Here is a 23,510-nt window from a genome sequence, read left to right on the forward strand (position 1 = left end):
GACGCCGTCCGCGCCGCATGTCGACGCCTGGTGTCGGCGCCGGGGTCTCAGGACCGTGCGTCAGGCGACGGGGTCACCGTGTCGATGGCGCCTGGAGCTGATCCGCGTCAGACGATACGGAGGACTCGGACGAACCCCCGGCCGACTCGCTGGCCGCTCCGGTCTTCTCAGGATCGGCGGCCGCGGACCCCGTTGCGGCAGCGCCCGTGGCGGCCTGAGCGGCCGTTCCGGCCGGCTGCTCCGCGCTCGCGGCGGTGTCACCCTGCTTCGTGACGACCTTCGTGGTGTCGAGCAGGGAGTTCGGGACCTGGTTGTCGGTGGTGGCGGCAGCGGCGTCGGTCGCAGCGGCGGCGGTGGGGGTCCCGAACACCGCACCCGTCTTCGGGTCGAGGTACACCGGGGTGGAGTTCGCGATCATGCCGAGGGCCTGTGCGTTCCGCGCCAGGTTCTGCGGGGAGCGGAGGACCGACAGCTGCTCGTCGAGCTGCTGCTGCGACCGGCTCAACTCGGTCTGCTGCGCCTGCAGCGAGCTCAGCGTGTACGCCCCGCTCGAGAGCACCATGCTGATGCCGAGCTGCGCGAGCAGGAGGATGCCGAGCGCTCCCATCGCGATGATCGCGTAGACGATCCGCGGGCGGGCACGGCGCTGGGCACGGGTCGGGGTGACCTCGACGAGCTCCGGGCGACTCCGGTGTTCGCGGTGCGGGACACCGGGTGCGGCGGGCAGAGGCGTGGCCAGGGCCAGGTTCGTGGTCATGTCACTTCCGGGTTCGCTCGGCCGCGCGGAGACGCACGGGTGTTGCACGGGGGTTGGCGGCGCGCTCGGCCTCGTCGGCCTGCTCGGCGCCCTTGACGACTGCGGTGAAGGTGGGAGCGTGCTCGGGGAGCTCGACCGGCAGGCCGGCCGGGGCGGTCGACGACGTCCGCTCGACGATCGCGCGCTTGACGATGCGGTCCTCGAGCGACTGGTACGCCTCCACCACGAGTCGACCGCCGACGGACAGGGCGTCCATCGCGGCCGGGATCGCGCGCTCGAGGACGCTCAGCTCTTGGTTGACCTCGATGCGCAGGGCCTGGAACACGCGCTTGGCCGGGTGCCCCTGCCGCTGGATCGCCACCGGCGTCGCGGCCTGGAGGACCTCGACGAGGTCGCCCGAGCGCTCGAAGGCCCGTTCGACGCGGCGTGCGACGATCGCGCGGGCGTACCGCTGCGCGAGCTTCTCCTCGCCGTAGTTGCGGAAGATCCTGACCAGGTCGCGCTCGCCGTACGTGGCGAGGACCTCGGCGGCAGTGGTCTCCGCCGTCTGGTCCATGCGCATGTCGAGCGGGGCGTCCTTGCTGTACGCGAAGCCGCGTTCGGCCCGGTCGAGCTGCAGCGAGGAGACGCCGAGGTCGAAGAGGACGCCGTCGACGCGGTGGAAGCCCTCGCCGGCGATCGCGTCGGGCAGTTCGTCGTAGACCGTGTGCACGAGGCGGACCCGGTCGCCGAATCGCGCGAGCCGCTCCCCCGCGATCCCGAGCGCGTCGGTGTCGCGGTCGAGGCCGATGAGCGTGACCTCGGGGAACCGCTCGAGCAGTCCCTCGGCGTGCCCGCCCATGCCGAGCGTGGCGTCGACGACGACCTTGCCCGGACCGTCGAGGGTCGGGGTGAAGAGCTCGACGATGCGCTCGAGCATCACCGGGGTGTGCGGGAAGGGAGCGCCAGCCGTGGCGTCGGGAGTGGTGTCGGCCATGTCAGCCCCTGCTCTCCTGGTCCGTGGGCCCGGATCCCCATCCATCCCGACCTGGCACCGGGGAAGGTGCACCAGGGCGGACGGCTGGGAGTCCGGGTCAACGGATCAGAAGATGCCCGGGATCACCTCCTCCTCGTTGTCGGCGAAGTCCGCCTCGCTGCTCGCGTAGTAGGCCTCCCACGCGTCGGTGGCCCAGATCTCGGCACGGTCGCCGGCGCCGATCACCGTGAGGTCGCGGTCGAGACCGGCGTACTCGCGGAGGTTCTGCGGGATGGTGACGCGGTTCTGCTTGTCGGGCTGCTCGGCGCTCGCTCCGGACAGGAACAGGCGCATGTAGTCGCGCGTGCGCTTGTTCGTCATCGGCGCCTGGCGGATGCGGTCGTGCAGGGTCTCGAACTCGCGGGTGCTGAAGACCACGACGCACCGCTCCTGCCCACGGGTCATGACGAGTCCGCCGGAGAGCTCGTCGCGGAACTTGGCGGGGAGGATGACGCGGCCCTTCTCGTCGAGCTTCGGGGCATGGGTTCCGAGCAACATGTCCGAACCCCCCTTCGCTCCAACGATCACCCTGTTCCTCCACTTTACTCCACCACGCCCCACAACACCACGGGACGAGGCGGCCGACGGGGGCTGACGCCCCGAAATGGGGGCAGCAAGCACCGGTCGGGAGGCACGGATCACCGCATCGAGGCCCGGAACGACGCGGAACGGCGGGCTGGGCGACGCGGTGGAGGAAAATGGAGGGAATTGCGCGTGTTCCGAACACGCGCGTCCACGACGAACACCCCGGTCCGCGTGTTCGGCGTGGACCGGGGTGTTCAGAACACGGCTTAAACGACTGACGGGGCCGACCCGGAGGTCGACCCCGTCAGGGAGTCATGCTTAGAACGCTGTTCAGCGGTCCTGGCTGCGCTTGTCCCAGCGGTCGTTCATGCGGTCCATGAAGGACCCGCCGCCCTTGCCGGACGAGCCGCCCTTGCGGGGGCCGGACGCACCCGGTCCGGACGTACCGCCCTGGGCCCCGCCGCTCCGGGCTGCCCGGAACCCGGGCCGCAGCGCGAACAGCACGCCCGCGAGCATCAGGACGAACCCGACGACACCGATGAGCGGCTGCCGGATCACGAGCCCGAGGATGATGACGGCAACGCCGGCGAGGGCCCCCAGGACACCGAGCGTGATCGACGTGTACGTCGGTCGGCCCTGTCGTTTGGTGACGCGCGCCACGAAGTCGGAGTCGTTCTGATAGAGGCTGCGCTCCATTTCTTCGAGGAGTCGCTGCTCTTGCTCCGAGAGTGGCATCTGGAGTCCCTCATCCCTGGGATCGACGCGTGGATCTAGTGGACCGATTGTATGTCTCGGCCACGCACTAGGCTAGAGAACGTGGCTGAGAGTACGCGATTAGTGGACCTCGTTTCGAGCCGTGTCGACCGGGCACTCACGGAGCAGCAGGAACGACTCGACGGGATCAGTCCGGACCTGGCTCCGCTCAGCGTGTTCTCGCGGGACCTGCTGTCCGGGGGCAAGCGGTTCCGAGCCCTGTTCTGCTACTGGGGATGGCAGGCCGTCGCCGGTCGTTCCGGGTCCTTCGACCCCCTCGCCGAGGGCTCCCGCCAGACCACCGCCGAGGCCGTCGTCACCGCCGCCGCCGCGCTCGAGGTGTTCCACGCCGCGGCGCTCGTGCACGACGACATCATGGACCGCTCGGACACCCGTCGCGGGATGCCGGCGGCGCATCGGCGGTTCGAGTCCATGCATGCGGATTCCGGATGGATCGGCGACCGCGCGCTCTACGGCACGAACTCCGCGCTGCTCATGGGCGACCTGCTGCTCTCGCTCTCGGACAGCGTCTTCGACGAGGCCCTCGCGCTGCTCGAGCCGGCGCGGGCGCGCATCGTCCGCCAGGAGTTCCACGCGATGCGGCTCGACGTGACGGCGGGGCAGTACCTCGACGTCCACGAGGAGATCGCCTGGCCGACCGTGGACGAGGCCGAGCTGCTGCTCCGTGCGCAGCGGGTCATCGTCTTCAAGTCGGCCAAGTACTCGATCGAGGCCCCGCTCGCCATCGGGGGGCTCATCGCCGGCGCCTCCGAGGCCCAGCTCGACGGTCTCCGCGCCTTCGGACTCCCCCTCGGTGTCGCGTACCAGCTGCGCGATGACCTGCTCGGCGTCTTCGGTGACCCGGGGCGCACCGGCAAGCCCGCCGGGGACGACCTCCGGGAAGGCAAGCGCACCGTGCTCATCGCCACGGCACGGAAGGCCCTCGGGCCGGGGGCCCGGCAGCTCGTCGACGAGCTGCTCGGCGACCCGGACCTCGATGAGGACCAGATCACGATGCTCCGCGCGACCATCACCGAGTCCGGTGCGGTCGCCGCCGTCGAGCGGTCGATCGAGCGGCACGTCGTCCGAGCCAAGGCGGCCCTCGACGCCGCCCCGCTGAGTCCGTCGGCGCGCGAACAGCTCGCCACCCTCGCCGACACCGTCTCGCGCCGGTCCGCCTAGCGGCTCCCTCGTCCCGCTGGACACCAGGTTCGCCGCATCGCGGAGAGACATGACCCTGCGCCATGCGGCCGAGGTGGCGTTCCGTGGACCGGGACTCGCGGACTGGAGGGACGGTGCGGGGACGACCCGTCCCTCCAGTCCGGCAGCTGGTCGCGCCGGACGCGACGCGCTCGCTGCAGCAGGGTCTGCTCGCTAAAGCAAGGTCTGGGCGACGCGGCGCACCTCGGCCTTGCGGCCGGCGCGCAACGCGGCGATCGGCGAGACGCCGATGGACTCCTCGACGGTGAGCATCCATCGCACGGCCTCGTCATCGGTGAAGTGGTTGTCGCCGAGCACGACGAGCGTGCCCTTCAGCTCGGGGAGCGGCTCGGTGTCGCCGAGGAACTCGACCGGGACCCGCAGCACACCGTCGACCCGTGCGGGCAGCAGGGTCCGCTCTTCGAAGAGCCGGTGGATGCGGCCGGGGCTCACCTGCAGGAGCTCCATCAGGTCGGGGACCGTCAGCCAGCGCTCGGACAGGTCGGCGTCGTTCGATGCATCACTCACGTGTCCATGGTGCCAGACGTGGGGCGGTCCGGCCCTCTGTCGTCTTGACGAGTGGATATCTGTCACTCGCGTCACTCGCGTCATTCCGACCCCAGGAGACACGCTGTTCTCAGCAGCCTCCCTGATTGACTCCAGCACTGTTTCATGCCACCGTGTTCCGAACCGTGGCAACCCCCATGTCACGGACCAGGGGAGAGTGATCGCACGTGGACACCGCCGACGACGCAGCCCGCAGGGCCCGCGCAGCACGGTTCGCGACCGTACCCATCGTCCTGGCCGGCACCATCGCCGTCGCCGCGGGACTCACCGGCCCGGTCGGGGCGGTGCACGCAGACGAGCGCCACCGGGACGAGCAGCGCGATCACCACCGCCGCACCATGGACGAGAACGTCGGTGGTGGCCCGGTCTTCGGGGCCGCGGTCGAGCGCAACGTGTCCGCCGTCGTCGCGACCCCGGTCGCAGCGGTCACCCGGACGGCTCCCGCCTCGTACACCGTCGTGCAGGGCGACACCGTGAGCGCGATCGCCGCCAGGTACGGCCTCGGCACCCGCGACGTTCTCGCCGCCAACGGGCTCAGCTGGAACGCGATCATCCACCCGGGCCAGACCCTCCGCCTGGCGACGACCCCGGCACCCGCGACCGCCGTCGCCGCGGTCAGCACCTCGTCCACCTCGGGCAGCTACCACGTCGTCTCCGGCGACACCGCGAGCGCGATCGCCGCGAAGGTCGGCGTGTCGACGTCGTCCCTGCTGTCCGCGAACCAGCTGTCCTCCACGAGCACGATCTACCCCGGCCAGACGCTCCGCGTCCCGTCGGCTGGTGCAGCAACACCCGCGGTCGCCGTGGTCGCGGCCTCCCCCGCGCCGTCCGCGTCCGCCGCCGCGAAGTCGGTGACGATCGCATCGGGCGACACGCTCGCGACGATCGCCGCCGCGCACCAGATCAGCGTCAGCGACCTCCTGGCCGCGAACGGGCTGACCTACACGTCCACCATCTACGCCGGCGGAACGCTCGTCGTGCCGGCGCCGAGCGGTGTCGTCCTCACGAACGAGATGCGCGCGAACGCCGCCACCATCGTCGCCGTCGGACGCTCGCTCGGGGTGCCGAACCGCGGGCTCGTCATCGCCCTCGCGGCTGCCATGCAGGAGTCCGGGCTCCGGAACGTCGACCACGGCGACCGCGACTCGGTCGGGGTGTTCCAGCAGCGGCCGAGTCAGGGCTGGGGAACGCGCGCGCAGCTCATGGACGTCGGACACGCGGCACGCCTGTTCTTCGGCGGGCGGTCGAACCCGAACGCCGGCGTGACGCGCGGACTCCTCGACGTCGCCAACTGGCAGGGCATGTCGGTCACGCAGGCCGCGCAGAACGTGCAGTTCTCGGCCTACCCCACCGCGTACGCGCAGTGGGAGAAGCCGGCCACCGCGTGGCTCGCGACGCTCTGACGTCGTTCCTCCCGGCATCCTGACTCCGCGGCACGCCGGGGGCTCCACACGGTGCGTCTCGGCCGGTCCGCGTGGTGCGTCCCGACTGCCCCGCGTGGTGCGTCCCGACTGGTCCGCGCGGTGCATTCCGACCGCACCGCCTGCTGCGTCGTGACGGCGCGGCACGCGCCGGAGTCATCCTCAAGATCGAGATTGGGTCACGGACGGTGCGCCTGCCCGTCGTGCCCAGGTCGGGATTCGTAGAATGCCGACCGTGACGATGAACGCTGCGACGGACCCAATGATCGGTCGCATGATCGATCAGCGGTACCGTGTCCGCTCGCGCATCGCCCGCGGCGGCATGGCGACCGTCTACCTGGCGACCGACGTGCGCCTCGAACGCCGTGTCGCGATCAAGATCATGCACGGCCACCTGGCCGACGACGTCGCGTTCCGGAACCGGTTCATCCAGGAGGCCCGGTCCGCGGCGAGGCTCTCGCACCCGAGCGTCGTCGGCGTGTACGACCAGGGCGCCGAGGACGACGCCGCGTACATCGTCATGGAGTACATCCCCGGGATCACCCTGCGGGACCTGCTCCAGGAGCACACCGCACTGACGAGCGAACAGGCCCTCGACATCCTGCGTGCCGTGCTCGGCGGACTCGCCTCGGCGCACCGGGCCGGGATCGTGCACCGCGACCTCAAGCCGGAGAACGTCCTCCTCGCCGACGACGGTCGGATCAAGCTCGGTGACTTCGGACTCGCCCGCGCCGCGTCCGCCAACACCGCCACGGGCGCGGCTCTCCTCGGCACGATCGCCTACCTCTCCCCCGAACTCGTCACCCGCGGCGTCGCGGACACGAGGAGCGACATCTACGCCGTCGGCATCATGCTGTACGAGATGCTCACCGGCGAGCAGCCGTACAAGGGCGACCAGCCGATGCAGATCGCCTACCAGCACGCGAACGACACGGTGCCCGCGCCCGGCCTCGCGAACCCGTCGGTCCCCCGGGAGCTCGACGAACTCGTGCTCTGGGCGACCGCGCGGAACCCGGACGACCGGCCTCGCGACGCCAAGACCATGCTCGACGCGCTGGCCGGCGTCGAGGGGCGCATCGCGGACCCGAACAGTCGGACCGCGGTGATCCGGCCGCTGAACACCACGTCGGTGCTTCCCCGGGACGACGCCTCCGGTCGGAACACGACGTCCGCGCGGCCGCCCACGCCCGGTCGGAACGACGGGTCCGGACGGAACGACGGGCCCGATCGGAACGGCGGGCCCGACCGAGGTGACTCCGACGACACGACCGTGCTCGGAGACCGCCGCTCCGGAGTCCACCCGCAGCCGAGCGGCGGCCGCGGAGCGTTCTCCGGAAGCCAAGCAGTCGGCGGCGGTGGGGCGGTCGCACCCGGTGCCGATCGTCACGGCCAGCGTCCCACGGGTCCGAACGGGCGTCGCCACTCCGGCCAGGCCCTCAGTCCGGCCGCGGAGCGACTCGCGGACAAGTCCGGCCGGCGCCGGAAGCGCGGGTGGATCGCCCTCGCCATCATCGTCGTGCTCGTCCTGGTGGCCGGCGGCGTCGCGTGGTACCTCGGGCCGGGCCCGGGCGGCAACGTGCGGATCCCGGCCGTGACCGGCAAGAGCGTGTCCGAGGCGCGGCAGCTGCTCGAGGCCCGCGGACTCCACACCGACCGCGCGACGTCGAGCCGCCACGACGCGGACATCGACGAGGGCGAGGTGTCCGCGACCCGTCCGAGCGCCACCGCCACGGTCCGCAAGGGCACCTCGGTGCGCCTCGTGGTGTCGTCCGGCCCGCGACTCATCAGCCTGCCCGCGATCGTCGGACAGCCGCTGTCCACCGTGACGGCGGCGCTCGACGACGACTTCTCGCTCGAGAAGCCCTCGTACCGCTTCGACCCCGACGCCGCCAAGGACACCGTGCTCGCGGTCGAGGGCGTCAACGAGGACGGTTCGGGTCTCGACCTCACGACGGTCCAGACGTACCCGGAGCGTCAGCCGATCCGGCTCACCGTCTCACTCGGTGCCGTGCCGGACGTGGTCGGGAAGACCGCCGCCGACGCGACCACGACGCTGCAGGGGGTCGGGCTCACGGTCTCCGACCAGCAGACCGGCAAGTACAGCGACGACGTCCCCACCGGCCAGGTCATCGCGACGACCATCCAGGACGATCCCGTGGTCGAGGGCTCCCAGGTGGTGCTGACGGTGTCGAAGGGCCCGGCTCCCATCTCGCTGCCCGACGTCACCGGCAAGACGATCAGCCAGGCAGCGTCGACGCTCGAGGCGCTGGGGCTCAAGGTGTCCTACCCGGACTGCACGAACATCCTGTGCTCGTTCTACGACTGGAAGTCCTCGCTCCCCGTGTCCGGCATGGACCCCGGTGCGAACGCCACGGTGCACAAGGGCGACACGGTCACCCTCTCCTACAAGCAGTAGTCGGAGCCGGGCGGTCCGAGCACGGCGGTGTGCGCAGTTCGCGTCGGCTGCTGCGGACGCATCGAGCGACATCCGGGCCCATTCGCGACGTCGTATTCTCACGAGGACGTCGCCGCATGCGCACACATCGGATGCGAACGCATGCGGCGACATCGTGCCCGAGGAACGACGTCGCAATCGGGGGAGGATGCCGCTCGATGCGATCACATGAGGCGACCCGGCAACCTCCGGCAGCAGGCGCGCGCACCAGGGTACGCATGGACGGACTGGAGGCGCGGCACCAGCTGGCACCGCGCCTCCCGTCCCTCTGTGGCTCGTCCGCTAGGGGCGCACCGGTGCGTTGCTCAGTTCCTCGGCGACCAGGAACGACAGCTCGAGCGACTGCATGTGGTTGAGGCGCGGGTCGCAGAGCGACTCGTACCGGGTCGCGAGGGTGGCCTCGTCGATGTGCTCCGAGCCGCCGAGGCACTCCGTGACGTCGTCACCGGTGAGCTCGACGTGGATGCCGCCCGGGTAGGTCCCGACGGCCTTGTGCGCCTCGAAGAACCCGCGGACCTCGTCCATGATGTCGTCGAAACGACGCGTCTTGTAGCCCGTCGGCGTCGTCAGACCGTTGCCGTGCATGGGGTCCGTCACCCAGAGCGGGTTCGCGTCCATGCCCTTGATCGCCTCGAGCAGGGGCGGCAGGGCATCGCGGACCTTGCCGGCACCCATCCGGGTGATGAAGGTCAGGCGTCCCGGCTCCCGCTCGGGGTCGAGCTTGTCGATGAGGCGCTCCATGGCGTCGATCGAGGTGGTCGGGCCGAGCTTGACGCCGAGCGGGTTCCGCACCCGCGACAGGAAGTCCACGTGCGCGCCGTCGATGTCCCTGGTCCGCTCACCGATCCAGATGAAGTGCCCCGAGGTGTCGTACGGCAGCCCGGAGCGGGAGTCGATCCGCGTCATCGGACGCTCGTAGTCCATCAGCAGGCCCTCGTGCGAGGCGTAGAACTCGACGTGCTTCAGCTCGTCGAAGTCCGCGCCGGCAGCCTCCATGAACTTGATCGCGCGGTCGATCTCGCGTGCGAGGTGCTCGTACTGCGCGTTCGCCGGGTTCGCCGCGAAGCCCTTGTTCCAGGAGTGCACCTGCCGGAGGTCCGCGAACCCGCCCTGGGTGAACGCCCGGACGAGGTTCAGCGTGGATGCCGCCGTGTGGTACCCCTGCACGAGCCGACGGGGATCGGCGGTCCGGGACTCCAGCGTGAAGTCGTACCCGTTCACGATGTCGCCGCGGTAGGCGGGCAGCGTCACGTCGCCACGGGTCTCGAGGTCGCTCGACCGGGGCTTGGCGAACTGGCCCGCCATCCGGCCCATCTTGACGATCGGCATCGACGCGCCGTACGTCAGGACGACTGCCATCTGCAGGATCGTCTTGACGCGGTCGCGGATCGAGTCCGCGGTCGCACCGGCGAAGGTCTCGGCGCAGTCACCGCCCTGGAGCAGGAACGCCCGGCCGGACGCCGCTGCTGCGAGCCTGGTGCGGAGCTGGTCGACCTCGCCCGCGAACACGAGCGGGGGGAACGTGGCGATCTCCGCCGACGCCGCCTCGGCCGCGGCGGGGTCCGGCCAGGTCGGCTGCTGCTTGATGGGGAGCGTCCGCCAGGAGTCGAGACCCTCGATGACGTCCGGATCCTGCAGGGCGACGGTGTCGGTGGGGTCGAACAACGGTGGTACCTCGAGGTTCTCGTCAGTGCTCACCCCGCGGACTCCGCACTCGGGTGCGCGGAGGTGGCGGGGATCCCCGCCGTCGGGGGACGGTCAGAGCCTAACGTGGAAGCGCGGCCCGCTGCTCCTTCATGCTCGAGGCGTAGATGTCCGCGTACTCCTGCCGGCTGACCCCGCGGAGCTCGTGCATGATCTCGTCGGTGACGCTCCGCAGGATGAAGCGGTCGGACTCCAGACCCTCGAACCGCGAGAAGTCGAGCGGCTTGCCGAACACGACACCGACGCGCTTGATGGACGGGACGTGCTGGCCGATCTTCATCACCTCGCGCGTACCGACCATCGCGACGGGGACGACGGTCACCCGGCCCTCGAGCACCATCCGGGCGACACCGGTCCGTCCGCGGTAGAGCCGGCCGTCCGGGCTCCTGGTGCCCTCCGGGTAGATGCCGAGCTGTTCTCCGCGCGCGAGGACCCCGAGGCCCGTGCGGAGCGACGCCTCGCTGGCCTTGCCGCCCGAACGGTCGATCGGGAGCTGTCCGAGCGCACCGAACGCCGTCTTGGTCGCCCAGCCCTTGAGTCCACGCCCGGTGAAGTAGTCGCTCTTGGCCAGGAACGAGATCCGCCGGTCGAGCACCACCGGCAGGATGACGGAGTCGATGAACGAGACGTGGTTGCTCGCGAAGATCACCGGGCCCGACGTCGGCACGTTCTCGCGACCGACGACCCACGGCCGGAAGACCGCGGTCAGGACGGGCCCGACGATCAGGTTCTTGAGTACCCAGTAGAGCATCGATGCGTCCTCGGTGTGCGGTCGTTCGCCGGCGGCCAGGAGGCCGTCAGGCGGTCCTGGCGTGGATCCGGGCGAGGTCGGCTGCGCCGACCACCCCCGCGTCGTTGCCGAGCTCCGCGATCACGAAGTCGGGCTCCGGGTGGTATCCCCTGGCCGGCAGGTTGTTGAGGTACGCCTGACGGATCGGCTCGAGGAGCCGTTCGCCCGCACTCGCGACGCCGCCGCCGAACACGAAGAGCTGCGGGTCGAGGACGGCGGAGAGTGATGCGCAGGCCTCGCCGAGGTGCCGTCCGAGTCGTCGGAGCGCTGCGAGCGCGCCGGGGTCGTCGGCCAGGATCAGGTCGCCCACGATGGCCCCGTCGAGCGTGCCGCCGTTGCCGTCCCGCGCCTGTGCGAGCGCGACCCCGATGCCGCCGGCGTCCGCGACGTCGTTCGCCATCCGCTGCAGCGCGCGTCCGGAGCCGTACTGCTCGATGCAGCCGCGGGCACCGCACCCGCAGGGCAGACCGTTCGGGACGATGCGGAGGTGTCCGATCTCGCCACCGGTGCCGAAGCCGCCGCGGAACAGCCGGTCCTCGGTGACGATCGCGCCACCGACACCGGTGCCGATCGTGAGCATGGTCATGTCGCTGACGAGCCGACCGGCACCGAAGCGGAACTCGGCCCACCCGGCGGCGTTCGCGTCGTTGTCGACGGTGATGTGCAGCGAGCCGAGACGCTCCTGCAGTTTCTGGCGGAGCGGCTCGTTCCGCCAGCGGATGTTCGGCGTGTAGTAGACGATCGACTGTGACGCGTCGATGAACCCCGGAGCGGCGACCCCGACCGCGCCGACGTCCGGCTCCTGGGTCCGGAGGCGCTCCACCATCGCGACGACGTCGTCGAGCATGGCGGCCGGGTCTGCCGCGTTCGTGGGGACGCGGTCCTCCGCGATGATCTCCCCGAGCTCCGTGACGACCGCGCCGGCGATCTTGGTGCCCCCGATGTCGATTCCGATGGCGTGCACGAGGGTCGATCCTACCGGTTCCTCCGCATCGACCGTTCGCGCCGCGTCGCGTCCTATGCTTCAGGCACGGACTCGACGATGAGTCCGGCTCGATTCGACGGTCGACGAAGGAGTTCACCGTGTCAGGACCCCGCATGGACCCCCGCACTGCCCGCGACGCCGGCTCCGCCGCACGGATCCTCACGAACCGAGCCGCCGAGACCCCTGACCGGGCGATCCTCGCCGAGCGGCACGGCGACGCGTGGACGCCGATCCCCGCCCGTGACGTGCTCGTCCGCGTCCGCGGGATCGCCAGAGGCCTCGTGGCCGCGGGACTCGAGCCCGGCGCGCACGTCGCGATCCTGTCGAGGACGCGACTCGAGTGGACGCTCGTGGACTTCGCCATCTGGCAGGCCGGCCTCGTCTCGGTGCCCGTCTACGAGACCAGCTCCCCCGACCAGGTCCGGCACATCCTCCGCGACTCCGAGGCCGTCGCGGTCATCGTCGAGTCCGAGGAGCACGCACGCCGGGTGGCCTCCGTCGCGGCGGACCTGCCGCTCCTCGGCCAGCACTGGACCATCGACGGCGGCGGACTCGAGGACCTCACCCGACTCGGCGAGGGTGTCACCGACGCCGACCTCGAGGAGCGCGTCGCGGCGGTCACCGGGCACGACGACGCCACGATCATCTACACGTCGGGGAGCACCGGACGGCCGAAGGGCTGCGTGCTCCGGCACGACAACTTCACCGCGCTGATCGACGGCGCCGCAGAGGCGATGCCCGAGGTCGTCGAGGACGGCGCATCGACCCTCCTGTTCATCCCGATGGCGCACGTGTTCGCACGGTTCATCGCGGTCATGTCCGTCGGCACCGGTGTCCTCGTCGGGCACGAACCGGACACGAAGGACCTCATGCACGCCGTGTCGACCTTCCGGCCGACGTTCCTGCTCGCCGTCCCCCGGGTGTTCGAGAAGATCTACAACGCCGCCGAGCAGAAAGCGACGATCGCCGGCCGCGGGCGGGTGTTCCGGATGGCGGCGACGACGGCCGTCGCGCACTCCGAGGCACTCGCCCGCGGACGTGTCGGACTCGGGCTCCGCGCACGGTTCCGCCTGTTCGACCGGCTCGTCTACGTGAAGCTCCGCGACGCCATGGGTGGCCGGGTGTCCTTCGCGATCAGCGGATCGGCGCCGCTCTCACCGCGGCTCGCACACTTCTTCCGCTCGGTCGGGGTCCTCATCCTCGAGGGGTACGGCCTGACCGAGACGACGGCACCCGCGACCGTCAACCGCGCCGCCGAGGTCCGGATCGGCTCGGTGGGCCGTGCGCTCCCCGGCGTCGAGGTCCGGATCGACGACGACGGCGAGATCCTGGTCCGCGGTGTGGACGTGTTCGACCGGTACTGGAACGACCCGGACGCCACGGCCGCCGCGTTCGTTGACGGTTGGTTCCGGACGGGCGACATCGGTGCGCTCGACGGCGCCGGCATCCTCACCGTCACCGGGCGCGCCAAGGAGCTCATCGTCACGGCGAGCGGCAAGAACGTCGCACCGGCACCGCTGGAGGACGGCATCCGCGAGCACCCGCTGATCGCACAGGTCGTCGTGGTCGGTGAGGGCCGGCCGTTCATCGCGGCGCTCGTCACACTCGACCGCGAGATGCTCCCCGGCTGGTGCGCCGCGAACGGGATCGCACCCGCGCTCTCCCCCGGGGCCGCGGCGTACGACGAACGGGTGCACGCCGCGGTGCAGGACGCGATCGACGCCGCGAACGGACGGGTCTCCCGCGCCGAGTCGGTGCGGTCGTTCACCGTCATCGACGCAGACCTCTCCGAGGCGTCGGGCCACCTCACCCCGAAGCTCACCGTCAAGCGGCAGCGCGTGCTCGAGGAGTTCGCGGCCGACGTCGACCACATCTACTCGGGGTCGGCGGTGCAGACGACGGCAGTGCCGGTGGTGGAACACCGGCACCGCAGGTCCTGAGCACGTCGGCCGACGCCCGCCGGACGCGCACCATGACGGACTGGAGGGACGGTGCCAGCTGGCACCGTCCCTCCAGTCCGTCACACGGTTCGGCAGACCGCGGTCAGAACCAGTCCTGCTCGCGGATGTCGCGGAGCGCCTGACGGCGGGTCTCCGCGTCGAGCGTCATGACGTAGACGGTGCCCCTGAGGTGGTCCGTCTCGTGTTGGAGGGCCTGTGCCATGAGGCCGGTGCCCTCGACGACGACGGTGTTGCCGTCGACGTCGACGCCGCGCACCCTGGCGTACGGGTACCGCCTCGTCGGATAGGCGAGCCCGGGCACGGACAGGCAGCCCTCGTCCACCAGCTCGGCCTCGCCGGAGACCTCGACGACCTCGGGGTTGATCACGTAGCCGACGTCGCCGTCGACGTTGTAGCTGAACGCGGTGAGCCCGACGCCGATCTGGCACGCGGCAACGCCCGCGCGGCCGGGTTCGCGCACCGTGTCGAGCAGGTCCTGCACGAGGTCGCGGACCCCGTCGGGGACCCCCTCAGGCCCGACGCGGACCAGGTCGGAGGGGGAACGGAGCACCGGGTCGCCGAAGAGGCGGATGGGACGGACGGTCATCGTGCCTGCAGCACCACCAGGAGATCGCCGGCGTCGACCTGCTGGGTCGCCGGGATCGCGAGACGCACCACCGTGCCGCCGACCGGAGCCGTGATCGCTGCCTCCATCTTCATCGCCTCGATGCTCGCGACCGCCTGCCCGGCCTCGACGACGTCGCCGACCGCGACCTTGAGGGTGACGACCCCGGAGAACGGGGCCGCGACCTGCTGCGGGTCGGTCCGGTCGGCCTTCTCGGCGGCCTTCGTCTCGACCTCGATCGAACGGTCGCGGATGTACACCGGCCGCATCTGGCCGTTCATGGTCGTCATCACGGTCCGGATGCCACGCTCGTCGGCCTCGCCGATCGCCTCGAGCCCGAGGTAGAGGTTCACGCCCCTGCCGATCGAGACGACGTGCTCGTGCCCCTGCCGGAGACCGTAGAGGTAGTCGGCCGTCCCGACCACGGACAGGTCGCCGTACTGCTCCCGGACCTGCTCGAACTGCTTCGTGGGTTCCGCGAACAGCAGCCGGTTGAGGGTCTGCTGGCGCTTCCGCCCCGGCGTCCCCAGGGCTGCCGCGTCCGCGTCGTCGATGGGGGTGATCGTCAGGTCGACCGTCCGTCCCGCGAGGACCTTCGTGCGGAAGGGCTCCGGCCAGCCACCGGGGAGGTCGCCGAGCTCGCCGGCCATGAACCCGATCACGGAGTCCGGGATGTCGTAGTTCTGCGGGTTCTCCTCGAAGTCCGCGGGGTCCGCGTCCGCCGCGGCGAGCTGCAGCGCGAGGTCGCCGACGACCTTGGAGGACGGCGTCACCTTGGTCGGCCGCCCGAGGATGCGGTTCGCCGCGGCGTACCAGTCCTCGACCTGCTCGAACCGGTCGCCGAGTCCGAGGGCGATGGCCTGCTGGCGGAGGTTCGAGAGCTGACCGCCCGGGATCTCGTGCTTGTAGACGCGACCGGTCGGCCCGGGGAGCCCCGACTCGAACGGCCGGTAGACCTGGCGGACCGCCTCCCAGTAGGGCTCGAGGTCGCTCACGGCCGCGAGCGAGATGCCGGTGTCGCGCTCGGTGTGGGCCAGGGCGGCCACGAGCGCGGACATGCTCGGCTGGCTCGTGGTGCCGGCCATCGGGGCTGCCGCGACGTCGACGGCGTCCGCTCCGGCACGACTCGCGGCGAGGAGCGTCGCGAGCTGCCCGCCGGCGGTGTCGTGGGTGTGCACGTGCACCGGCTGGTCGAACCGCTCGCGGAGGGCCGTGACGAGCTTGTCCGCGGCACCGGCGCGGAGGAGCCCCGCCATGTCCTTGATGCCGATGACGTGCGCACCGGCCTCGACCATCTGCTCCGCGAGGCGCAGGTAGTAGTCGAGGGTGTAGAGGTCCTCGGCCGGGTCCAGGAGGTCCGCGGTGTAGCAGAGCGCGGCCTCGGCCACCGCGGTCCCCGTCGCGAGGACGGCGTCGAGCGCCGGACGCATCTGCGAGACGTCGTTCAGGGCGTCGAACACGCGGAAGACGTCCACGCCGGTCGCGGCCGCCTCGGCGACGAAGCCCGCAGTGACCTCGGTCGGGTAGGGGGTGTAGCCGACGGTGTTCCGGCCGCGGAGGAGCATCTGGATCGGGATGTTCGGCATCGCCTCGCGGAGGGACGCCAGACGTTCCCACGGGTCCTCGCCGAGGAACCGGAGGGCGACGTCGTAGGTCGCACCGCCCCACGCCTCCATGCTGAGGAGCTCGGGGGTGAGCCGCGCGACGTGCGGTGCGACGGCGATGAGGTCCGTCGACCGGACACGGGTCGCGAGGAGCGACTGGTGGGCGTCCCGCATCGTCGTCTCGGTGACGGCGAGGGCGGTCTGCTCGCGGAGCGCCTTCGCCCAGGCCGCGGGGCCGACGGCCTGCAGGAGCGCGCGCTGGCCGGCGGGCGGCTCGGTGGTCAGGTCGACCGTCGGCAGTTTCACGCTCGGGTCGACGGCGCCGAACGACGGCCCGTTCGGCTGGTTCACCGTGACGTCGGCGAGCCACCCGAGGATCTTCGTGCCGCGGTCCCGCGACACGTGTCCGGTGAAGAGCTGCGGGCGCTCCTCGATGAAGGACGTGCTGACGTCGCCCCGCGCGAAGTCGGGGTCCTCGAGCACCGCCTGGAGGAACGGGATGTTCGTGGAGACACCGCGGATCCGGAACTCCGCCAGGGCACGACGCGCACGGGCCACCGCCGACGGGAAGTCCCGGCCACGGCAGGTCATCTTGACGAGCATCGAGTCGAAGTGCGGGCTGATCTGCGCGCCGGTGGCGACCGTGCCGCCGTCGAGCCGGACCCCGGAGCCGCCCGGGCTCCGGTACGTGGTGATCCGCCCGGTGTCGGGTCGGAAGCCCTGGTTCGGGTCCTCGGTCGTGATGCGGCACTGGAGCGCGGCACCGTGCACGGCGACCGTGTCCTGGGAGAGCCCGAGGTCGGCGAGCGTCTGGCCGGCGGCGATCCGCATCTGGGACTGCACGAGGTCGACGTCGGTGACCTCCTCGGTCACGGTGTGCTCGACCTGGATGCGCGGGTTCATCTCGATGAAGACGTGCTGACCGGCGCGCTCCCCCACCGTGTCGAGCAGGAACTCGACGGTGCCGGCGTTGACGTACCCGATGCTCCTGGCGAACGCGATGGCGTCGCGGTGCAGTGCGGCCGCGACGGCGGGGTCGAGGTTCGGGGCCGGCGCGATCTCGACGACCTTCTGGTTCCGGCGCTGGACGGAGCAGTCGCGCTCGAACAGGTGGATCGTGCCGGCGTCGGTGCCGGTCGCGTCGGCGAGGATCTGCACCTCGATGTGGCGCGGGCGGAGCACGGCCTGCTCGAGGAACATCGTCGGGTCGCCGAAGGCGCTGTCGGCCTCGCGCATGGCCTCTTCGAGCGCTGCGCGGAGGTCCTCCTTGCGCTCGACACGCCGCATCCCACGACCGCCGCCTCCAGCCACGGCCTTGGCGAAGATCGGGAACCCGACGGCGTCCGCGCCCGCGATGAGCGCATCGATGTCGCGGCTCGCCGGGGTGCTCGCGAGGACGGGGACCCCCGCCGCGATCGCGTGCTCCTTGGCGGTGACCTTGTTGCCGGCCATCTCGAGGACGTGTTCGCCCGGCCCGATGAACGTGATGCCGGCCGCCGCGGCCGCTGCGGCGAGCTCCGGGTTCTCGGACAGGAAGCCGTAGCCCGGGTAGATCGCGTCGGCGCCGGACTCCACGGCCACGCGGACGATCTCCGCGACGTCGAGGTAGGCGCGCACCGGGTGCCCGACCTCGCCGATCTGGTACGCCTCGTCGGCCTTCAGACGGTGCTGGGAGTTCCGGTCCTCGTACGGGTAGACCGCGACGGTGCGGGCCCCGAGTTCGTAGGCGGCGCGGAACGCACGGATCGCGATCTCGCCTCGGTTCGCGACCAGGATCTTGCTGAACACTCGGAGCCCTTCGAGCGGTTCGGGGCGACTCGGGCCCGAACGGATGTGCGACCCGGCGGAGTGCCGGAAGGCTCCGGTTCGGCGGATCTTGAGGTGGTTCAACCCTAGTGCGGCTATCGTTGCTCGACGTGCATGTACTCAGCGTCAGCTCCCTCAAGGGAGGCGTCGGAAAGACGACCGTGACACTCGGCCTGACGTCGGCCGCGTTCGCGAAGGGTCTGCGGACCCTGGTCGTCGATCTGGACCCCCAGTCCGATGTCTCGACCGGCCTCGACATCTCGCTCGCCGGCCACCTCAACGTGGCGGACGTCCTCGAGTCCCCGAAGGAGAAGATCGTCCGTCAGGCGATCGCCCCCTCCGGCTGGACCAAGGGACGCACCGGCAAGATCGACGTCATGGTCGGCTCCCCCTCCGCCATCAACTTCGACGGGCCGCACCCGTCGATCCGCGACATCTGGAAGCTCGAGGAGGCCCTGGCGAACGTCGAGGCCGACTACGACCTCGTGCTCATCGACTGCGCGCCGTCACTGAACGCCCTGACCCGGACGGCGTGGGCGGCATCCGACCGTGTGACCGTCGTCACCGAGCCCGGACTGTTCTCCGTCGCGGCCGCCGACCGGGCGCTCCGTGCGATCGAGGAGATCCGTCGGGGCCTCTCCCCCCGGCTCCAGCCACTCGGGATCATCGTGAACCGCGCCCGCGTGCAGTCGCTCGAGCACCAGTTCCGCATCAAGGAGCTCCGCGACATGTTCGGGCCCCTGGTGCTCAGCCCGCAGCTGCCCGAGCGCACCTCGCTGCAGCAGGCTCAGGGTGCCGCGAAGCCCCTGCACGTCTGGCCGGGCGAGTCCGCGCAGGAGATGGCACGGAACTTCGACCAGCTGCTTGAGCGGATCATGCGCACGGGCAAGATCGGCGAGTACGCCGACCAGGCGTAGCCCCCCCCCGGCCCCCGGCCCCCGCAAAACACCGCTCTTCGGCCAAGACACCGCCCATCGGGGCGGTGTCCTGTTCTCAGGGCGGTGTCTTGCTGTCTGGGCCGACGGGGGCGGCCGGGTTGGCGGGGCCGGTGTCTGGGCCGGGGGGCGGATGTCTGGGCTGGCGGGGCGGGCCGGTGCCGTTCCTCCAGGCCGGTGCGGCGCACATGCCGGACTGGAGGCGCGGCGGAGGTCCGGCACGTCGCGTCACCGTGCCGAAACACCACTCTCATGACGAAACACCGCCCTGCGGGGCGGTGTTTCGTACGGAAGGCGGTGTTTTGCGGAGGCGGGGGGGGTCAGCTCGCTCGCGTCGCCCGTCGCGCGGCGAGCTCGTCGGCCGGGTCGGCCGCCGCGGTCGCGTCGAGCTCCACGAGGCTGGTCTCGACCTCGCGGAGGACCTTGCCGACCGCGATACCGAACACGCCCTGCCCGCGGGACACCAGGTCGATGACCTCGTCGTTCGAGGTGCAGAGGTACACCGAGGCACCGTCGGACATCAGCGTCGTCTGGGCGAGGTCGTTCACGCCGGACTCGCGGAGCTGGTTCACGGCCGTACGGATCTGCTGCAGGGAGATGCCGGTGTCGAGGAGGCGCTTGACGAGCTTGAGCACCAGGATGTCGCGGAAGCCGTAGAGCCGCTGCGAGCCGGAGCCCGCCGCCCCGCGGATGGTGGGCTCGACGAGGCCCGTGCGAGCCCAGTAGTCGAGCTGGCGGTAGCTGATCCCCGCGGCCCGGGCGGCGACGGTGCCGCGGTAGCCGTTGGACTCGTCGCGCTCGGGCATGCCATCGGTGAAGAGCAGGCCGAGGTCGTACCGGGACGCCTCGACGGACGCACCGTCAGCGTGGGAACCGTCGCCGTCCGCAGGGGTCAGCGGGGTACCGGTCGTGCCGGGGGTGTCGTTCCCGCTCATGCGTTCCCACTCATTCGGATTGCCTTCCGCGACGTCCTGACTCCCTTCCGAACGTTCAACATTCGGTTGAGAGTTATGCCGAGGTCCACGCTAGCGAGTCGGAGTCGAACGTCGCGGGACATCCGGCTCGGCACGTCCGGCGTGTCGAGGATATGCCGCCGAAGCGTGACCTGTAAATGCCCGGGCGCATCGAGGGAGCCGACGATCACGGGAGTTCCCTCGTCACGCGTCGAGCTGGCCGATCGCCGCGCGGATGAGCGACGAGCGGACGACCTCGAGGTGTCCGGCGATCTCGCGCGCGAGTTCTGCCGCCTTGGCTCGCGAGGTCCCGTCACCACGACGACGGACGGGCATGAGGGCCGACTCGATCAGTCCGAGCTCGCGCTCGGCCGTTGCGCGGAAGGTCCTGAGGTGCCGCGGCTCGATGCCCGAGCGCTGCAGGTCGACGAGCGCCTTCATGACCGTGAGGGCGTCCTCGCCGTAGTGCTCCGCTGCGGGCAGGAGCGAGGCGGACACGGCGTCCGAGACGAGCATCGGCGTCGAACCGGACGCCCGGACGAGCTCGTCGCGGGTGTACCGACGCTCCGTCCCGAGGATCGACGGCCGGGGACCGTCGATCCCGCCGGGGAGCACGGGCTCGCGCCCGGCATCGATGTCGGCGAGGTACTCCTTGATGACCTTGAGTGGCAGGTAGTGGTCGCGCTGCAGACCCAGCACGATCCGGAGACGTTCGACGTCGGCGGCGGAGAACTTGCGGTAGCCGCTCTGCGTCCGGACCGGCGTGACCAGCTCGCGCTCCTCGAGGAAGCGGAGCTTGGAGCTCGACAGGTCCGGGAACTCGGGCTTCAGGCGCGCGAGCACCTGGCCGATCGTGAGCAGGTCGTGCCCGACGGCGCCGCGGGCCGCAGGTGCGGACCCGGTGCGAGCAGAGGCGGCAGCTCGCGCCGCCGACTGCGCCGGCACTACGCGGTCGCCAGGCGCGCGAGGTCGACGCGGGACGCGTAGAAGGTCAGACGGAACTTGCCGACCTGGACCTCCGCGCCGTCGGCGAGGAGTGCCTCGTCGATGCGGACGCCGTCGAAGTAGGTGCCGTTGAGCGAACCGTTGTCCTTGACGCTGAACGACGAGCCGTGGCGGAGGAACTGCGCGTGCCGGCGCGAGACGGTGACGTCGTCGAGGAAGATCTCGGCGTCGGGGTGCCGTCCGGCGGTCGTGACGTCGGAATCGAGCAGGAATCGCGCCCCGATGTTCGGACCGCGGCGGACGACGAGCAGCGCCGACCCCGACGGGAGCGCACCGATCGCCTCGGACTCCTCGCCCGAGACACCGGCCTCCGGCGTGAGCGTCGCGGCCAGGTCGAGGCTGAAGGTCAGCGTGGTGTCGACGCGACCCGTCACTGCGTTCTCCGTCGCCTGTGCGTCGTTCGGGGACTGCTGGGCGGCCGGCGTCGACTGCTGACCGGCGTGCGGCTGCTGGGGCGTGTCCGCACCCGTTGGATCTACCATCGTGGACCTCCTTCTGGCGGACCAGCGTATCGGAAATCCCGACCGGTTCGGGAGCCGCTTTCGAGGGTCGACACCGAATCCGCGGCGGGTGACCAGGATCCACCCGCCGCGGAGATCGGACGGCCTCAGCCGGCCGCGGGGGCCGAGGACGAACGGGACCCCGACGACGGCGTCGCCTCGCCCGTCGGCGCAGCACTCCCGGCGGTGACCCCCGCGGCGATCTGGGCGATCTCGGCGTCCTTGAGCTTCACCCACGGCGAGCCGTCGGGGTCGGACGTGGAGGCCTCGGGGCTGTTCCCGGTGTTCCACCACTTGGCCTGGTAGGGCACGCCGCCGAAGAGCACGCGGTCCGCCGTGTCGTACGTCGCCGTGCCGGACCACGCGGGGTAGGTGCCGGCCGGCAGGGTGACGGCCTTCACCGGCTTCTCGCCCGGGAGCACCGGCCCGACGAGCGACCACGGTGTCTCGTAGGAGCTCAGCACCGGGTCGTCCGGCAGGTCGCCGGACGTCCACCACTTGGCCACGTAGACGTCGTGGTGCCAGACGACCTTGGTGCCCTCGAGGTACGACCCGTCGGCGTCCCAGATCTGGTACGGACTCGTCGACGGGTCGTCGGTCGGCACCGTGGTCGCGCTGGGTTCGGCGGTCGTGACCGTCGTGGCCGCGTCCACGAGCTTGCCGGAGAACCCCTTGCCGAGGACGTTCGCGTACAGGAGCGCCCCCTGGTCGACGCCGCTGCAGGAGTCGGAGACCCGCGAGAGGTTGACGTAGTTCGAGCCGCACGTCGTGTCGCGGTTGAGCGACCACATCGACATCCGACCGATGCCCTGCTGGCGGGTCCACGCGTTGAACTTCGCGGCGTCGGCGAGGCTGAACACCTCGGCCTGCACGTCGTTCTGGCCGATCATCGGGGTCGCTCCGACCTTGCGCCAGAGCGTCGCGGACGTCAGCGGCGTGCCGGCGCGGCTGTAGAGGATGCCGAGCTGCCGGTGGGTCTGCTGCAGGGCCTCGACCGACGCCGAGTACATCGTCTGCCCGGACCCCTTGCTCTGGCCGTAGTCCATCGTCATCGCGTTGACACCCGCCAGGTCGACGCCCGCCTTGAGCATCTGCGTCACGGCGGTCGTGCCGTCGGTCGTCAGCCCGTCCGTCGACGCCGGGAGCGTCAGCCACACGGCCAGGGGGTGTCCGGACGCACGGCGCTCGTCCTGCAGTGCCGCGACGGCCTCGGCACGACGGACACCCGCGGCGTGGTCCGCGAGGTCGTCGCCCTCGACGTCGAGGTCGATCGTCGACAGGTCGTACCGCGCGACGACGGACCGGTAGGCGCCCGTCAGCTTCGACACCGTGGTGCAGGTCGTCGCGAGCTCGTCGTTCGCGAGCCCCCCGAACGACGCGCCCACGGCGCCCTTCTGCTGCTCGAGCCGCGCGATCCGGCGGTCGAGGTCCAGGGTGTCCGCCGCGCCGTCGAGCGTGTAGGCGGTGCCCCACGTCGGCGTGCAGGCCCGGTCCGGGTCGGCGACGATGAACGACAGCATGACGTCGCGGCCGGCCGTGGACTTGACGTCCTCGAACGAGAACGTCGGCGTGGCGGTGACGTCGGTGTACGCGGCGAAGAACGGGTGCTCGGTCTCCGAGGCCTGCGCGGACTGCCACCACGAGAAGCCGACGAGCCCGCCGCCGGCGACGGCGACGACCACCGCGACGGCGGTGAGGACGCGGACCCAGGAGAGCCTGGGACCCGTGGGGGGTGTGCGGGGAACGGGCGCTGGTGCGCCGGCGATGGAACTCACGGGAGTGCTCCTGGGATGTGTTCGGGTCACGGTGCCGACGTGCGTCGTCGACGGACTGGAGGCGCGGCGCGGCTCGCGCAGGGAGGCGCGGCCCGGCCGCCGGCCGGGCTGGGTGGGCCCGGACAGAGGTGTGTCGGTGGTGTGTCGGGGAGGCACGGTGTCCGCGGGAACGGCACCGTGCCTCCCGGCCTGTGC

19 protein-coding genes are annotated in these 23,510 nt (G+C 71.0%); 5 read left to right on the forward strand and 14 right to left on the reverse strand.

Annotation, left to right across the window (positions count from 1 at the left end; genetic code table 11):
* Nucleotides 1-73: 73 nt before the first annotated feature.
* The 4 genes from ASF23_RS02830 to ASF23_RS02845 all read right to left on the reverse strand — a co-directional run bounded on the left by ASF23_RS02830 (nucleotide 74) and on the right by ASF23_RS02845 (nucleotide 3,032).
* The gene (locus ASF23_RS02830) at nucleotides 74-757 is read right to left on the reverse strand and encodes a hypothetical protein (RefSeq protein WP_055948499.1); all 684 of its coding nucleotides are present in this window, start codon (nucleotides 755-757) and stop codon (nucleotides 74-76) included.
* A 1-nt stretch (nucleotide 758) separates the two neighbouring features.
* Nucleotides 759-1,733, reverse strand: coding sequence for a 16S rRNA (cytosine(1402)-N(4))-methyltransferase RsmH (gene rsmH / locus ASF23_RS02835; RefSeq protein ID WP_055948502.1), 975 nt, complete (start codon nucleotides 1,731-1,733; stop codon nucleotides 759-761).
* A 105-nt stretch (nucleotides 1,734-1,838) separates the two neighbouring features.
* The gene (gene mraZ / locus ASF23_RS02840) at nucleotides 1,839-2,270 is read right to left on the reverse strand and encodes a division/cell wall cluster transcriptional repressor MraZ (RefSeq protein ID WP_055948507.1); all 432 of its coding nucleotides are present in this window, start codon (nucleotides 2,268-2,270) and stop codon (nucleotides 1,839-1,841) included.
* Nucleotides 2,271-2,627: 357 nt separating this feature from the next.
* Nucleotides 2,628-3,032 (reverse strand): DUF3040 domain-containing protein, encoded by a 405-nt coding sequence (locus ASF23_RS02845; protein ID WP_055948510.1) that lies wholly within the window; start codon nucleotides 3,030-3,032, stop codon nucleotides 2,628-2,630.
* An 81-nt stretch (nucleotides 3,033-3,113) separates the two neighbouring features.
* Here ASF23_RS02845 and ASF23_RS02850 point away from each other — a divergent pair, with 81 nt between their 5' ends.
* On the forward strand, nucleotides 3,114-4,232 hold the full coding sequence (locus ASF23_RS02850; RefSeq protein WP_055948514.1) for a polyprenyl synthetase family protein: 1,119 nt from the start codon (nucleotides 3,114-3,116) through the stop codon (nucleotides 4,230-4,232).
* A 192-nt stretch (nucleotides 4,233-4,424) separates the two neighbouring features.
* Here ASF23_RS02850 and ASF23_RS02855 read toward each other — a convergent pair whose 3' ends face one another.
* Nucleotides 4,425-4,778, reverse strand: a complete 354-nt coding sequence (locus ASF23_RS02855; protein WP_326998985.1) for an Rv2175c family DNA-binding protein — start codon at nucleotides 4,776-4,778, stop codon at nucleotides 4,425-4,427.
* Between the two features lie 206 nt (nucleotides 4,779-4,984).
* On the opposite strand from ASF23_RS02855, the gene ASF23_RS02860 reads away from it, so the two are divergent.
* Both ASF23_RS02860 and ASF23_RS02865 read left to right on the forward strand, forming a co-directional pair.
* Nucleotides 4,985-6,220, forward strand: coding sequence for a LysM peptidoglycan-binding domain-containing protein (locus ASF23_RS02860; protein ID WP_055948518.1), 1,236 nt, complete (start codon nucleotides 4,985-4,987; stop codon nucleotides 6,218-6,220).
* Between the two features lie 259 nt (nucleotides 6,221-6,479).
* The gene (locus ASF23_RS02865; RefSeq protein ID WP_235510769.1) at nucleotides 6,480-8,654 is read left to right on the forward strand and encodes a protein kinase domain-containing protein; all 2,175 of its coding nucleotides are present in this window, start codon (nucleotides 6,480-6,482) and stop codon (nucleotides 8,652-8,654) included.
* Between the two features lie 321 nt (nucleotides 8,655-8,975).
* On the opposite strand, the gene ASF23_RS02870 is transcribed toward ASF23_RS02865, so the two are convergent.
* From ASF23_RS02870 to ASF23_RS02880, 3 genes are all read right to left on the reverse strand, one after another.
* Complete coding sequence (locus tag ASF23_RS02870; protein ID WP_442855008.1) at nucleotides 8,976-10,331, reverse strand: class II 3-deoxy-7-phosphoheptulonate synthase; 1,356 nt, start codon at nucleotides 10,329-10,331, stop codon at nucleotides 8,976-8,978.
* Between the two features lie 127 nt (nucleotides 10,332-10,458).
* A complete protein-coding gene (locus ASF23_RS02875) occupies nucleotides 10,459-11,148 on the reverse strand; it encodes a lysophospholipid acyltransferase family protein (protein ID WP_055948528.1) in 690 nt (229 codons plus the stop codon).
* 46 nt (nucleotides 11,149-11,194) lie between these two features.
* A complete protein-coding gene (locus ASF23_RS02880; RefSeq protein WP_055948531.1) occupies nucleotides 11,195-12,151 on the reverse strand; it encodes an ROK family glucokinase in 957 nt (318 codons plus the stop codon).
* Between the two features lie 134 nt (nucleotides 12,152-12,285).
* Here ASF23_RS02880 and ASF23_RS02885 point away from each other — a divergent pair, with 134 nt between their 5' ends.
* Nucleotides 12,286-14,112 (forward strand): AMP-dependent synthetase/ligase, encoded by a 1,827-nt coding sequence (locus tag ASF23_RS02885; protein ID WP_055948534.1) that lies wholly within the window; start codon nucleotides 12,286-12,288, stop codon nucleotides 14,110-14,112.
* Nucleotides 14,113-14,215: 103 nt separating this feature from the next.
* Here ASF23_RS02885 and ASF23_RS02890 read toward each other — a convergent pair whose 3' ends face one another.
* Nucleotides 14,216-14,719 (reverse strand): peptide deformylase, encoded by a 504-nt coding sequence (locus ASF23_RS02890; protein WP_055948537.1) that lies wholly within the window; start codon nucleotides 14,717-14,719, stop codon nucleotides 14,216-14,218.
* The gene (locus ASF23_RS02895) at nucleotides 14,716-18,129 is read right to left on the reverse strand and encodes a pyruvate carboxylase (protein ID WP_055949189.1); all 3,414 of its coding nucleotides are present in this window, start codon (nucleotides 18,127-18,129) and stop codon (nucleotides 14,716-14,718) included. Before ASF23_RS02895 ends, ASF23_RS02890 begins: the two co-directional genes overlap by 4 nt.
* A 128-nt stretch (nucleotides 18,130-18,257) precedes the next feature.
* Between ASF23_RS02895 and ASF23_RS02900 the strand changes: the two genes are divergently transcribed.
* Nucleotides 18,258-19,064 (forward strand): ParA family protein, encoded by an 807-nt coding sequence (locus ASF23_RS02900; RefSeq protein WP_055949192.1) that lies wholly within the window; start codon nucleotides 18,258-18,260, stop codon nucleotides 19,062-19,064.
* Between the two features lie 338 nt (nucleotides 19,065-19,402).
* On the opposite strand, the gene ASF23_RS02905 is transcribed toward ASF23_RS02900, so the two are convergent.
* From ASF23_RS02905 to ASF23_RS02920, 4 genes are all read right to left on the reverse strand, one after another.
* Complete coding sequence (locus tag ASF23_RS02905; protein ID WP_326998989.1) at nucleotides 19,403-19,888, reverse strand: MerR family transcriptional regulator; 486 nt, start codon at nucleotides 19,886-19,888, stop codon at nucleotides 19,403-19,405.
* Between the two features lie 351 nt (nucleotides 19,889-20,239).
* Nucleotides 20,240-20,896: a transcriptional regulator FtsR gene (gene ftsR / locus ASF23_RS02910; RefSeq protein ID WP_055949199.1), complete on the reverse strand. Its 657-nt coding sequence runs from the start codon at nucleotides 20,894-20,896 to the stop codon at nucleotides 20,240-20,242.
* A gap of 83 nt (nucleotides 20,897-20,979) precedes the next feature.
* Nucleotides 20,980-21,522, reverse strand: coding sequence for an FHA domain-containing protein (locus ASF23_RS02915; protein ID WP_082473736.1), 543 nt, complete (start codon nucleotides 21,520-21,522; stop codon nucleotides 20,980-20,982).
* 125 nt (nucleotides 21,523-21,647) lie between these two features.
* Nucleotides 21,648-23,315, reverse strand: coding sequence for a chitinase (locus ASF23_RS02920; protein ID WP_235510749.1), 1,668 nt, complete (start codon nucleotides 23,313-23,315; stop codon nucleotides 21,648-21,650).
* Nucleotides 23,316-23,510: the final 195 nt, after the last annotated feature.

It is taken from the genome of Curtobacterium sp. Leaf261, from assembly GCF_001422205.1.
Lineage (GTDB): Bacteria > Actinomycetota > Actinomycetes > Actinomycetales > Microbacteriaceae > Curtobacterium.